Origin of the sequence: Edaphocola aurantiacus (assembly GCF_019797745.1) — a bacterium.
GTDB classification, from domain to species: domain Bacteria; phylum Bacteroidota; class Bacteroidia; order Chitinophagales; family Chitinophagaceae; genus Edaphocola; species Edaphocola aurantiacus.
This window is the reverse complement of sequence record NZ_VOSI01000004.1, coordinates 340,051-354,016: the sequence shown is the minus strand read 5'-3', so window position 1 is coordinate 354,016 and position 13,966 is coordinate 340,051. Positions and strand designations below refer to the sequence as shown.

Below are 13,966 nucleotides of genomic sequence, written 5' to 3'. Positions count from 1 at the left end.
AACAAAACAAAAAAAGGCTATACATATTGTATAGCCTTTCCTTTTTGATCTTAAAAAATCTATCTGAATAAAGTAACTTCTCCTTTAAACTCTTCTACACCATCTCTGGTACGCATGCGTGCATAATAGTAATACACACCTGCATCAGTCACTTTACCATTGAAGGTTCCGTCCCATCCGCTTTGTGCTTTAGATCCGTAAGCGCTGTACACCAGTTGACCCCATCTGTTGAAGATATCAAACTCTTCAATAGTGATCAGGTTAGGATAATTGCTCAGTGGTGCAAAGTAATCGTTACGTCCGTCGCCGTTTGGCGTAAAGGCATTCGGGAACATTGTCTTTTTATCTTTGTAATCTACGGTCAGGTTAATGGTAACGGTACTGTCACAACCCAGTGAAGACAGGAAGCTTCCTTTATAAGTACCCGGATCCATCAGCTCCATATCACCAAACTTATAGCTTTCGCCTTCATTGATGGTGATGTTCAGTGTTTTATTATAGCTAGGTATAACTTTAACGGTCATGATACCGGTATCCTTACAACCCTGCGGCGTAGTGCCGATGGCACGATAAGTAGTACTTTGTACCGGATTAGCCACAACAGAAGCACCAGTAGTAGCACTTAACCCATCAGGAGGCGTCCAGGTAATATTAGGGGCACCTACTGCAGTCAGTAATAATGGTGTTCCTTTACAGATCTCTGCATATGCAGGGCTTATAGACATTTCAGGGGCAGGATTAACCGTAACGGTAATCGGCACACGCTGGCTCTCAATAGCACAACCTGCAGCACTTTGCGTTACCCACCATGTAGTGGTACCTGATGTACTGGTATTTGGTGTAGGAGCAGTGCTGCTGCTGGTACCACCGGAAGAGGTCGTATACCAGTGAATATTAGCACCTGGTAAGGTATTAGAAACGGTTAATGGTGCTGAAGTGGCGCCAACACAATAGCTCAGGTCTGCAACCGTAACAGGATCAGGTTGCTGACCACCGGAGATGATTACATTCTTAACAGCATGTGTTTCATAAAGCGCACCGGTAGAAGCGGAGAAACCGAAATAACCTACGTTATTGTTTAAAGCCAGGGCTCCTGTAATGATTGGCGTAGCCGCACCATCCAGGTACACGCTCATCACCCCGCTTTGATAGATCATAGTACAGGTATGCCAGTTACCATTGATCAATGTAGACTGGTTGTATACTTCAGATCCGATAAGGCCGTTATATACGCCCTCTGTATATCCCGTATTTGTAAACTTCCTGAGGGTAATCAGTGGGTTATTGGGTGGATTTACATTGTTATCATTACTGTATACATCGAAGATCAGGGCAAAGCCATTCATATTGGCCGGCATACCCAAACCTGCACCCAGTACGGTACCGGAAGGAGGATTTGCAATATACCAGAATGCAAGGCCATCTGCAGGATCTACACCCGGCGTAACCGTAAATTTAAAATCGAATGATACGCTGAAATAGTCGCAGGCACTGCTCAGGTTCTGGGGGGTGCCATAATAGATACTTCCGTTCTGACTTGTTGTGGCATTATTCAGCATAATGTCTGTAACGTTGTTAAACGCTGTTCCGGTCAGTGTCCATCCGGTAGTATTAATAGGATTGCCATTTAACGTATATGTGTAACTCTGAGCAAAAGCTCCGGGCACGATAGTAGTTAAAAAGCAAGCAATAATGAGTAGAAATTTGCTCTTCATAATGAAAGTGATTTTTTGTTGTCCGTAACAATAAAGACACTAAAATACACTGCTTTGGTTGGATTTCATAGCAATTTGCCCAAATTATGCAAAAAATGAGGTCGAACAATAAGCTGATAATTAGGCCACCATCATTCAAATTTAGAATAAAACAAATATGTAAATAGTTTATTTAACAGAAACGACAATACATTAGACAAATAAATCATTTGACATTTTGCCTGTTCCTGTGCCGGAAAATATCTTTTTACAATACACACAATACCAAAATCACATACTATAATTAAACAATGTGTACTCAAAAAAATACCCTGCTGAGCATAGGCATATAATAAATATAGCCCGGCATATTGCCGGGCTATATTTATTATATATTGTATGTAATTGCTGTTTTTAGAAAAACTTCATCAGGTTATCTCTACCGGTACCATTAGATACATATTGTACTCTGGTGCCCAGGTAGTTCTCGATGAACTTGCAATACTCGGTAAAGGTTTCCGGTAAGTGCTCCAGGCTGGTACATGCACTGATCTTTTGTGCAGTCCATCCAGGGAAAGATTGGTATACCGGCTCGATAGCCATATCGCAGATATCAAAAGGCATTTCTTCCGTAACGGTTTCGCCTACTTTATAAGCAGTCGCCATTTTGATTTCTTCAAATTCATCCATAACGTCTGCCTTAGTAATGATCAGACGGGTAACGCCGCTCAGCATAATAGTATAGCGTAAAGCGACCAGGTCGATCCAGCCACAACGTCTAGGACGTTTAGTCACCGCGCCAAACTCGTTACCGGCTTTGCGTAACGCTTCTCCGGTCTCATCGTGCAGTTCTGTAGGGAAAGGACCACTACCTACGCGGGTACAGTATGCTTTGGTAATACCATATACCTCACCGATTTGGGAAGGGGCAATACCCAGACCTGTACATACGCCGGCTGTAATGGTATTGGAAGAAGTAACGAACGGGTAAGTACCGTAGTCTACATCCAGCATAGAGCCTTGTGCACCTTCAGCCAGTACTTTTTTGCCATTGGCAATATGATTATTCAACCAGTACTCGCCATTCACAATATTTAATTGCTGCAGGTAAGCCACTGCTTCAAAGAAGGCTGCTTCCCATTCCTGCCATTCGACTTCGGTCTGGTACATACGCAGCATTTCTACATGCTTAGCTTTTAATTTTTCATAACGCTGCTTCCAGTCAGAAGCCATTAAATCGCCTACTCTCAGGCCGTTTCTGCCGGTCTTATCCATATAAGCCGGACCGATACCTTTTAAAGTAGAACCGATCTTTTCAGAACCTTTTGCATGCTCAGAAGCGGCATCGAGCGCTCTGTGCGTAGGCAGGATGATGTGTGCTTTATGAGAGATGAAGAGGTTTTCTTCAACAGGAACGCCCAGTGCTTTCAACCCTTCGATTTCTTCTTTTAAAGTTACCGGGTCAATTACCACACCGTTACCGATAAGGTTCAGTTTGTTTTCCTGGAATACGCCGGAAGGAATGGTACGCAGTACAACCTTCTGTCCGTTTACGTAAAGAGTATGGCCTGCATTCGGGCCACCTTGAAAGCGTGCAATAATTTCGTACTGAGCTGCAAGGTAATCTACGATTTTACCTTTACCCTCATCGCCCCATTGCAAACCTATTAATACATCTACCATAGCTTATTAAAGTAAAGCGCAAAATTAAGGAAACTTTTGGGGTAAAAAAGTATTTTTATCAACAAGATCATAAGGTTTCCTTTGAAACACAGCAAAATGCGCTCGTAGCCTGAACCCGCAAAAGTGGCAAGAGCAGACACGGCCGCATCTTCAGGTTATAAGCATCGCATCGGGCAATCCTGTTTTGTGCCCTGGTATTTCCAGAATGAAGATTTTATCCTTAAATACGCTCAATAATGCCCATATCGGAAGCAAAAGCCAGTAACTCGATCACCGAATTACAAGATGCTTTCTTCATCATATTGCGGCGATGAACGACTACGGTATGTGTGCTGATAAATAAGGTCTCGGCTGTTTTAGCAATGCTATAGCCCTTTACGATACACTCCAGCACCTGGAATTCTCTTGAGGTGAAATCGATGTCCTGTACAAGAGCATCTGCACGGAGTTTGCCGGCCAGGTCATCGGAGATATAAAACCTGCCTTCCGAAACAGTACGGATGCAGTTGGCCAGCTCTGTCAGACCTGCTGTTTTACTCATAAAACCGTGTAGCTTCCCTTTAATTAATTTATCTATGAGTTTTGAGTGAGACAGGCTACTCACTATTATGATCCGGATATTGCTGTACAGGTTTAGTAAATCACTTATTAAATGGTTTACATTAACACCTGGAATATAATAATCAAGAAATATATAGGTAACTCCTTTTCCTGTAGAACGGAATAGACTCAATTTCAATTCTTTCTCATTATCCGCGACCGATACGGATTCGAATACTTCTAATTTTTGCAAGATCCCTGCAAATGCCTCTGCAAATAATTTATGATCATCAAATACTATAGCAGTATTATTCGTGTGTTTTAAAATCTTCATATCCGGCCGATCATTTCCTACAAGATACCAAGATATTTCCAAACCACAACGACATAGGGCCATATTTGCGAACTGCTCATTGTCTGTATAATGAAATAATAAAAACTGACTATCCGCATTTAGGTAACTATTTTATTCGTCCTTTTGTCCGGCAACAAAAGGACCAAAAATGCCTGTTTTCATCAAGGCGATTGCGGGGCACCGCCATTTTGTACCGTTGCGTGCATTGATCGTCTGAGCTTAATGTATGATGCGTTCGGTGCTCAACGATCGCAGCTCCACTCCAAAATGGCTATCGCTGTGATGAAAACAATACGCGATCCGTACTGTACAGATCGCTCGAAAGGCCTTATAAATCCGGCGTTAATAAAATCATTGGCTCGGTCGATAAAGTCGGAAACCATTGTCTGAGCGCAGTGAGTCTGGTTTGCGACCGACCGACACATTGATTTTTGGCCAGGGATTTATACAGCCTTGATTTTTTGGCGGTACCTTTTGCATCAAGGCAAAAGGTAGCAAAAGATATAAATAGACTATTTAAATCATAATATTAGTTCTTGTTTCCTTTAAGCGGATACTCAGTTAATAAAAATTGAATATATCCTTTCGGAACACAAAGACTTCCGCTGCCAGGCGATCTGTTCTGTACGAATCACTTGGTCGTATCGACCGAATTGAAGATATCCATTTTTACTGCGAAGTACATGGCAACATGGGCAGTATAACCTCCAGGGTGGTGCCTATATTATTGGGAGAAAATAATTTGTAGTTGCCACCATGTTTGTTAACCCGCTCTTCTATAGAGCGCAAGCCGATTCCTCTTTTGGTTGCCGGTGCATAAATACCCTTGCCATTATCTTTGATCTGTACCACTAACATGCTTTCATCTTCATATATAAGGATATCGACATTTTGTGCACGGGAATGCTTAATAATATTGGTAATCGCTTCTTTAACAATAAAAAACAAGGAAATCTGCAGTTCCGGATCCAGGCCGGAGGACAGGTCATCAATATAAACGCTGGACTTTATTTTGCTGCCGTTAAAAAAGAGGTGAATATTGTTTGTCAATATCTGTTGGAAATTATCCGTTAGAATAGTGTGGTAGGTATTATGTGCAGTCATCCTTGCCCTGCTGTAGGCAGCCTCTACTTCGGTGTAAATAGCGCTGAGATGGGTTTTCTTCTCCAGGTCGCTTTCCTCCTCCTCCCTTATTTTCAGAAGATGAACGATGCCTGCCAGACTGCCCGCAAAATCATCATGTAATTCCTGACCGAAGCGCCTGCGCTCTTCTTCCTTTACCTTATGTACACTCTGTTCGATTCTCATCACCTGGAATTCGGTTTGCTCTTCGATCTGGCGTAGCAGCAGCACTTTTTCTTTTTTATTATTGCGATAACGAAAATAGAATGCAGATATAATCAGCAGGGCAAAAAACAAGATGGCTCCCATAATCCAGCGATTCAGCTTCTGCTCGGCATTCAGGTGATGGATTACGGCATCCCGGGCAGCAACATTGTATTTTCTGGAGATCTGAAAAAGCTCACCCTGATATTTTTGCGTCAATACAGTATTTTTATATCTCAAAAGCATTGTATAATATTCATTGCTTTTAGCATAATTACCTTCAGCCTTATAGTGAGTGGCCAGTAATTCCAGAATTATACCCATAATGGGTGCCGTATTAGAATCTACCCGAAAATCAATACTCTCCAGGACCTTACGTCCCAGAATATGATTCCCCATCTTTAATAAGCTCAAGCCCTTGAATGCTTTAGCACTGTTTATCTGGTGTTCCGGTACATTTATATTGGTAAATGACAGTGCTGCATCTGCATGAGCAACAGACTCGTCATAGCACCCGTTCCAGTAGGCAAGTCCAGCCTCTATGCAATAAAGCCCTGGTTTTATATAAGTATATATATCGTTGGTATCTATAGACCGGATTAAAGAAGCGACGGAATCGGCATAGACAGCCTTATTTGTTTCCAGTAATTTGGTAAAGTAGAGTTTTGCTTTTATAATAATGAGACTGGGTTTGTTTGTCTGCCTTATTACCGGTATAGAGAGGTCAAGGGTTGCTAAAGCCCTATCAACATACGCTATACTTTCATCATGTAACAACAGAGATGAGTACATTGCTGCCAATAAGGTATAATTATTAGATATAAATGACAGGTCCGATGCTCCCTTTGCCTCTTTAAATATGTCCAGAGACTTTTGATGGGACTCATAACTTTCCATATACTTATTATCCTCTGCATATAAGCCCCCTTTGAGCATATAGCAAATTCCCAGTTTTCCTTCTTTATCCAGATGTAGATCTGGTGCAGATTGTACTTCACTAATCAACGTATCAATATATTGATAGATCAGCGTTCTTTGCTCGGGTATATCATACCGTTGATTAAATAGCCAGTATACCGAAACAAAAAGAAAATCAGAACGCTTGCTTCTATCCAAAATCGTAGCATAAAACGGTATTTTCTGCAGGCACAGTGCCGTTAAATCTTTAGTCACCTTACTATCATCCGTCCTGAAATCATTTAAAATCTTCGTCAGTTCATTAAATGTAACCAATGATCTGTGCTGGGGCTTTAAAACCGGTGGCAGGGCATCGTAAGTAGCCTGACTTAATTGTGCAGATGCTGGTATCGGCGGCAGGAATAATGCGGAACATAAAATACCAGCAAGTACTGTTAAACAGAAGCGAAGCAATAAATTCATAAGCACACTTTGATTCTAAAGTAAACCTTAATTTAATATATTTCAATACCGATACATATTGATAAGCGTTATTGTGCACCTCACATCAAACCAGCCAGGTATAAAAAAGTTCCCTGAGGAATCAGGAAACTTATGAACCTCTACTAAAAACAAACACTCTACTCTAGGAATCGACTATTATTCAATATACTTCCTGACTTATCTGTAGTTATGCAACAGCAGGTATGCTCCCTTTCCTTATGTCAATGCGGGTATTAAACATTCGGCTTTTAAAAGGTTTCCTGAAGATTCAGGAAACCTGACTGTACATGAAGAGCACTACTTACTTTAAATAGTAGTACAAAAGTGGATCATTTTATAGTCGGGTCTAATACCAATAATTAGGTATTTTCTGAACAATACAATAGTAATTACCATTACTGCATAGGCTAATACAGTTTCCTCATCTGGTGCAGGACCCGGACGATACCGTTATCCTCACACGCGACCTGCTCACTGGTTTATACCTATTTCTTGTTATAATCCTTATCAAATCTTCCCAATAATAGCTAGACGGGCGGCCACTGGCCGTTCGTTCCTTTGCATATAAAGAAGAGCAAACTGTATCTATTGCTACACTCCGGCTCTTCGAATACCTGTAACGCAACCTTATTGAATAATCATCAAACAATAACAGATATGACAAAACACAAACACATTTATTTTAAGGCATTTGCCTTGCTGCTGTCGCTTTTTATGGCACAGGCTACAGCACAGGCACAATGTACCACCCCGACGGGGATTACGGTAAACACCAGCCCTGCACTATGCCTTGGCGAGGGGAAAGTAACGGTAAGTAATATCCAGGGAGGCACCTCTGGCGATACATATCAGTATCAGCTGCGCTATGACTCGGCAGGCAATACCTCGGTGGTAAAACCCTGGCAGAGTGATAGTATATTTACACAGGTGGCCGTTGCAAAATATAAGGTTGAGGTCCGTAAAATTTGCACGTCCTCCATTTCCGGTGAATTTACAGAACCAAATATTATCGTTAGTGGAAATACTACACCATTATTTATCCAGTCCATCCAGACAACTGATGGCAATTGCCTATCCCCTACAGGAAGTTTAACGATAAATGCGATCGGAGGCAACACAAATGCCGCATACCGGTATGCTTTAGTACCCAGTTTAAACGCTCCGGAACCTACCACATATGTAGCACCAAAACAGGTAAGCAATACCTTTTCAAACCTCGGAGCAGGTACTTATTATATCAGGGTATATGATACCTGCGAAGCATACTCTACAGCTCAGTCTACAGTTACAGTAAGTACAGAAAGCGGTTCCGTAACGATAAACCCTTTTCAATTCTATTGCGACTCCTTACAGATTAGCTTTTCAGCGTTCAAAAGTCCAGCCTCGTCCAATGTTCAGATTGGCAGCATTGAGCGGTTCTGGATAACGATTAACGGCGTAACAGATACGCTTACACCAGCCCCTGGTCAGCAATTCACTCAAAACACGCCAACAAATTCTATATCATTCTCCAGGTTCTACAGCGGAATTTCTTATCCTGCAAACATCACCTGCGGATTTAAAACTCAGTGCGGTAATGTATATCAGTCCAGTAATAATATAGGAAGCACACCCAACTTATCAGTGCAGGCTATTTCCAACGGAGGAAACTGCAGTCAGCGAAACTATTCCGTAAATGTAGGCGCCAGCGCCGGTGCAAGCAACTATCATAATACACGTTACTCTTTAAATAACGGTGCCACCTGGTCTTCAGTACAAACAGCGGGCAGTTATAGTATCGGTACGTTCAGCACCAATACTACCCATACCGTAATGGTAGCCAGCGATTGTGATACGGCGACCACAACTTTTACCCCTCCAGCCAACCAGCCCTTCACTTCTTCAGCAGTACTTAACAATCAGAGCTCTTGTACAACAGTGAATTACAGTATTAATAATTCTGTTGTGAACACCCGCTATTCCTTGAATAATGGTGTTACGTGGTCTGCGCTGCAAAGCTCCGGCAGCTATAGCATAGGAGATTTCAATATCGGTGCAACCCAGCAAGTAAAAGTGGCCAGAGATTGTGATACGAATACACTAAGCTTCACCCCGCAAGCAGGTAATATGACTCTTAGTTTCTCCAGCTCTACCCTTCCGCCCTGCAGCGGCAATAGCGCTCTAAGCTTATCTATTTCAGGAACTCCATATCAAATAGACAGTACATTATTTAGGGTAATTAATCAACCGGCAACGGCACAGCTCCCTGATTCTTTTTATTACTGGCAACTGAACAGCGGTATAATCGTCTCTAGTTACAATACAGCGCCGGGAAGCTACATCATCAGTGCTACAGACTATTGCCATCAAAATGTTGATACGATTTCTCCTACGCTAAACGCTTTGGTAAACAGTATTGGTACAATTACTCCGATATACTCCTGCAATCCTACAAATACAGGTTTCAAAGTGCCTGTATCTAAAAGCGCTTCAAGCATACTTTCAGAAATAAAGGTTATTGTCACTAATGTAGCAACAGGGATCAGCGATACTTCTCAAACAACATTGTTCATGGGAAATGGTACTGCCGCCTTTCCTAACAGACCTAATGGATCATATATCATTAAACTGTTACCGATACAGCCCAATGGCTATCCGACTCCGACTTGTGTCGTATCCAAAACGTATGAGCATACTGCAGGTCAGCCTTTGTCTTTACAGCAATCTACCTTCACCTCTTCATGCACCAATGGCACTGCAACGGTAGCAGCATTGGCTACTGGCGGTGGTGGTGGCTACCAGTACTCACTTGACATACAGGGTACGGGAGGAGCATGGTCATCGGTAGCCGGGCCTCAGGCAAGTCCTATATTTAACGGGCTTCTGGTAAACAATGTATATAGAGTGCGCGCCGTGGATACCTGCGGAAACGGAACATTGTACTCAACTTCCTTCAGCAATGCACCTGTTCCTCTAAACTATTCAAGCAGCGTTGCCCCTTGTCCGGGTCAGTCATTTACAATGTCTGTTCCACAAAGTAATCTCGCCACATACAGCTGGCAGAAAAATCATCAGTCTATCTCCGGGGCTACGAATGCTGCATATACCATCAATACGGTGCAGGCCTCTGGGGTTGATACATACAGTGTTCAGATCAATTACGGAACCTGTGCAGTATTGTCCAATATATTCGTTGTTGATCCGACAGCATGCGGAGCACCGCTCCCGATACACCTGCGCAGCTTTAATGGCTATCTGAATACAATGGGCAATGCAGTATTGCAATGGGAGCTTTCTGATGTTGATGATGTGCGGCACTTTGAACTGGAATACAGTAACGATGCCAGGAACTTTACAAAAATAGCAAGCCTCAAAGCCACTGACCTGACTGGTTATAGCTATACCGATAGTAAACGCAATAGCGCTTCTCTCTACTATCGATTAAAGATTGCCGGCAAAGATGCAGTTGATGTATATTCTGAAATTATCAGGTTGAACAGGAAAGAAACAAAAGAGCGCAATGTGCTCATTTACCCTACTGTGTTTAGTGAACAGCTACAAATCCAGTATAATACAAATATCGACGAGCAGCTTGACTGGAGTATAGTAAACATTCAGGGTACAGTAAAGCAAAGCGGCTCCCTGGATATGAAGCGCGGCACAACACTTACTGCGCTTAATGTCTCAGCAACACTACCGGAGGGTATATATATGCTGATCCTAAAAAACAAAACAGGCTTCAGCTATACTCAAAAGGTACTCTATAGAAAATAAAGAAAATCAGTACCTGTAAAAGATAACTGCCCCGGGGAAAAAACCCCAGGGCAGTTATCTTTTATATTAGTTTAGTTTCCGGATCAATCGACGACAAGAATATCAGTGCATTACTGGTCGAAAAAGTAAGGACATAAAAAAACGCAAAAGAAATAAATTTCTTTTGCGTGATGTACCACGTACGGGAATCGAACCCGTGATTCCTCCGTGAAAGGGAGGCGTCTTAACCCCTTGACCAACGCGGCAAAAACGATTAACAATTTAAAAAACTCTGGTACCACGTACGGGAATCGAACCCGTGATTCCTCCGTGAAAGGGAGGCGTCTTAACCCCTTGACCAACGCGGCAATTGTTGTTGTTTAATCGTTTTGGGATTGCAAAGGTAGAACCCTTTTTTTGATTTACCAAATTATTTTATCAAAGATTTTTTTGAGCTTGCTTTTCCGGCATCCCAACCCTTGTGTTTACCGCCTTCATGCGGTAGTTTAGGTCGCTCAGGAGTGGCTCTGGGAGCGGGTTCTGTAAACTCTTCTTCTCTTAATAACAAATCGACCTGGTACTCTTCTTCTTTTACCAGATGACCGGTTACAGGATTGTAATAACGCCATAATCCATGCTTGGTATATCCCCTGTCGGATGAAATGATCACCATCGTATCATTCAGGGTAACCGGGTTGGTCACCATAAAAGTATCGTATGCATACTTGGAATATATACCTCTGTAATGTCCGATGCAGTACAACCTGCCTTCGTCAAAATACTGTGCCTGTCCATCCAGCACGCCTTGTTTAAATGTTTCAATAGAGATCAGCTGACGCTCCTGGCTGAGTTTATACCACAGTCCGCTCTTCAGATCATCTTTATAAGTACCGAACTCCATATAGGAGGGATCACCAAACTGTTCCGGCATATTAAAAAACCACATGCCTTGCTTCTTACCCAGTTTATCTTTCTTGTTCAGGTTATCTTCACTAGTCGTCTTCGTCTCTTTGGTCTGTTGTGCATTCAGGGACAGTGGCAGTGCGTTCAAACCAATCATCATCAGTACTGTACCCAGTAATATTTGTTGCGCTTTTTTCATGCTCTAATTTGTAAATTCACTTTATTCTTATGCCAAAATAACGTAATTTTAGGTTATGCTGTGTATAAGCTATTGTGAAACCTTATTTTTACGGCCTTTCTCTATGCGCATGTACCTTTTCTGCATTTGCTTTTTACTGCTGTTCGTTTCCGGCATCTCATCTGCCCAGGAGCTTTTGTACCAAAAGCCGCTGAACAGTGCCGCAAAGAGTATGACTACCGATGAACTGGGTAATGTATACATCATCTTCAAAGACAACAGCCTTGTAAAATATAGCCTCAACGGAGACAGCCTGGGCAATTACCGCAGCATACAGAATGGTGATCTGGCCACTGTTGATGCCAGTAACCCCCTCAAACTCCTGCTTTTCTATCCCGAATATGGTAAAATAACCTTCCTGGACCGTATGCTCAGCCCTAAGAATGAGATGGACCTGAAGAAACTGAACCTTTTTCAGCCCACCGCTGCCGGCATGGCCAGGGATGGCAATATATGGGTATATGATGTGCAACTGGCGAAGCTGCAAAAAATTGACGAGCAGCTGAATGTAATGCAGCAAAGCGATGACCTGCGCTCTGCCACCGGAGATGTACTCTTTCCGGTACAGATACTGGACCGTGACCGTAAGATCTATACCGTAGACACTGCAAAGGGTATTTTTGTCTTTGACCAGTATGCTACCATACTTACAAATATGGATTTGTTCCATGTGAAACAATTACAGGTATTCGATCATACATTGGTATACAGCACCCAACAAAAATGGATTAGTTATGATCTGAATATCATGAAGGAGCAGACCCTTCCCCTACCCGATGATCCGGAATTTATCATGGCCCGGATCGAAAAAGAGCGGATTTACTACTTATTTACCCACAAACTTCAAATATTCAGGACAATACACAATTAAAATCATCATTTTTGCGCTATGAACGAATTCGGCCAGATTAATATCAATGAAATTGTCACCATATCGATTACGCTATTTGCCGTGATCGATATACTCGGATCTATACCGGTACTGATCGGTATTAAGAAAAAGATGGGCGATATCAGTGCATTGACGGCAACGGTTGTCTCCGGTGCATTAATGATTCTTTTCTTCCTGGCGGGCAATGATATCCTGAAGTTTATGGGACTGGATGTCTCTTCTTTCGCGATAGCGGGTTCGATCATTATCTTTATCCTGGGTCTGGAGATGATCCTGGGTATAGAATTCTTCAAACCGGACGGCGGCTCGGCCAAGACCGGTAGTATTGTCCCTATTGCCTTTCCCCTGATTGCAGGATCGGGCACCTTAACCACTATTCTTTCTCTGAAATCTGCATATCACCAGTATAATGTCCTGATCGGCATCCTGGTGAACCTGGTGATTATTTTTGTCATTATCCGTTCACTCAATGCTATGGAAAAACTGCTGGGACCTGCGGGTATCCTGGTGATCCGTAAATTCTTTGGGGTAATCCTGATTGCTATTGCCGTGAAGATATTCAGAGAAAACATGCATTTATAAACAAAATACCTGGCTACCGTATGAATATCCTCTTCCATACCGGCGCTGCTATAGGAATTATTGCTCTATGTGCCCAGCATATACCCCGTAACCCCCGACCTGTACAACAGGCCGGCTTCGGTCTGTTATGTCTCTCACTGGGCATCATCACACATGGTATCCTGGATTATATACCTCACTGCTACCCCGTACCGGCAGCACTGGACGCGAGTCTGGGTCTGATCATTATTTTACTCAATCTTTTGTTCGCCAGCGGCCGCTATCGCTTCATCATCTTTTCGGCCTTCCTCGGCAGCGTACTACCCGACCTGATCGACCTGGCTCCGCAGATCATCAACAAGCGTACACATATCGGTATGCCTACACACAGCCCTTACTTTCCCTGGCACTGGAAAGAATTTTCCGGATCTATATACAATGGTCATTGCCTGGTGTCTGATATTAACCATATTACCCTGATGGCCTGTGTCCTGCTTGTATGCCTGGTATATCGCCGGCACCTCAAAAGGCTATACCTGCAACGCAGATAAGGCACTTGTATGAAGAACACAACATAATTTTAGCCCCTCTTATTTTTCCATCATAATCATTTGGCCTAATTTTGGGCTGCTTTCGCATTC

At 42.7% G+C, this 13,966-nt stretch carries 9 protein-coding genes and 2 tRNA genes; 4 read left to right on the top strand and 7 right to left on the bottom strand.

Annotated elements, in window-relative coordinates:
• Positions 1 to 59 precede the first annotated feature (59 nt).
• The 4 genes from FTD44_RS13515 to FTD44_RS13500 all read right to left on the bottom strand — a co-directional run bounded on the left by FTD44_RS13515 (position 60) and on the right by FTD44_RS13500 (position 6,978).
• Positions 60 to 1,715: a T9SS type B sorting domain-containing protein gene (locus tag FTD44_RS13515; protein ID WP_222166935.1), complete on the bottom strand. Its 1,656-nt coding sequence runs from the start codon at positions 1,713 to 1,715 to the stop codon at positions 60 to 62.
• Positions 1,716 to 2,108: 393 nt separating this feature from the next.
• A complete protein-coding gene (locus tag FTD44_RS13510) occupies positions 2,109 to 3,377 on the bottom strand; it encodes an adenylosuccinate synthase (protein WP_129019694.1) in 1,269 nt (422 codons plus the stop codon).
• Positions 3,378 to 3,597: 220 nt separating this feature from the next.
• Complete coding sequence (locus tag FTD44_RS16180) at positions 3,598 to 4,251, bottom strand: response regulator transcription factor (RefSeq protein ID WP_222166934.1); 654 nt, start codon at positions 4,249 to 4,251, stop codon at positions 3,598 to 3,600.
• A 690-nt stretch (positions 4,252 to 4,941) separates the two neighbouring features.
• Positions 4,942 to 6,978, bottom strand: coding sequence for an ATP-binding protein (locus FTD44_RS13500; protein WP_222166933.1), 2,037 nt, complete (start codon positions 6,976 to 6,978; stop codon positions 4,942 to 4,944).
• 678 nt (positions 6,979 to 7,656) lie between these two features.
• Here FTD44_RS13500 and FTD44_RS13495 point away from each other — a divergent pair.
• Positions 7,657 to 10,752, top strand: a complete 3,096-nt coding sequence (locus FTD44_RS13495; RefSeq protein ID WP_222166932.1) for a T9SS type A sorting domain-containing protein — start codon at positions 7,657 to 7,659, stop codon at positions 10,750 to 10,752.
• A 173-nt stretch (positions 10,753 to 10,925) separates the two neighbouring features.
• Here FTD44_RS13495 and FTD44_RS13490 read toward each other — a convergent pair.
• From FTD44_RS13490 to FTD44_RS13480, 3 genes are all read right to left on the bottom strand, one after another.
• Positions 10,926 to 10,997: transfer RNA gene (locus FTD44_RS13490), tRNA-Glu, on the bottom strand.
• A gap of 27 nt (positions 10,998 to 11,024) precedes the next feature.
• Positions 11,025 to 11,099 (bottom strand) — tRNA-Glu (locus tag FTD44_RS13485).
• 62 nt (positions 11,100 to 11,161) lie between these two features.
• Positions 11,162 to 11,833 carry a toxin-antitoxin system YwqK family antitoxin gene (locus FTD44_RS13480; RefSeq protein WP_222166931.1) on the bottom strand — a complete coding sequence of 224 codons (672 nt, stop codon included), beginning with the start codon at positions 11,831 to 11,833 and terminating at the stop codon, positions 11,162 to 11,164.
• A gap of 103 nt (positions 11,834 to 11,936) precedes the next feature.
• Between FTD44_RS13480 and FTD44_RS13475 the strand changes: the two genes are divergently transcribed.
• Genes FTD44_RS13475 through FTD44_RS13465 form a run of 3 tightly spaced genes read left to right on the top strand, consistent with a single transcriptional unit; the run spans position 11,937 to position 13,876 of the window.
• Positions 11,937 to 12,743 (top strand): NHL repeat-containing protein, encoded by an 807-nt coding sequence (locus FTD44_RS13475; RefSeq protein WP_222166930.1) that lies wholly within the window; start codon positions 11,937 to 11,939, stop codon positions 12,741 to 12,743.
• A gap of 18 nt (positions 12,744 to 12,761) precedes the next feature.
• Positions 12,762 to 13,346 (top strand): MarC family protein, encoded by a 585-nt coding sequence (locus FTD44_RS13470; RefSeq protein ID WP_129019697.1) that lies wholly within the window; start codon positions 12,762 to 12,764, stop codon positions 13,344 to 13,346.
• A gap of 20 nt (positions 13,347 to 13,366) precedes the next feature.
• The gene (locus FTD44_RS13465) at positions 13,367 to 13,876 is read left to right on the top strand and encodes a hypothetical protein (protein WP_222166929.1); all 510 of its coding nucleotides are present in this window, start codon (positions 13,367 to 13,369) and stop codon (positions 13,874 to 13,876) included.
• Positions 13,877 to 13,966: the final 90 nt, after the last annotated feature.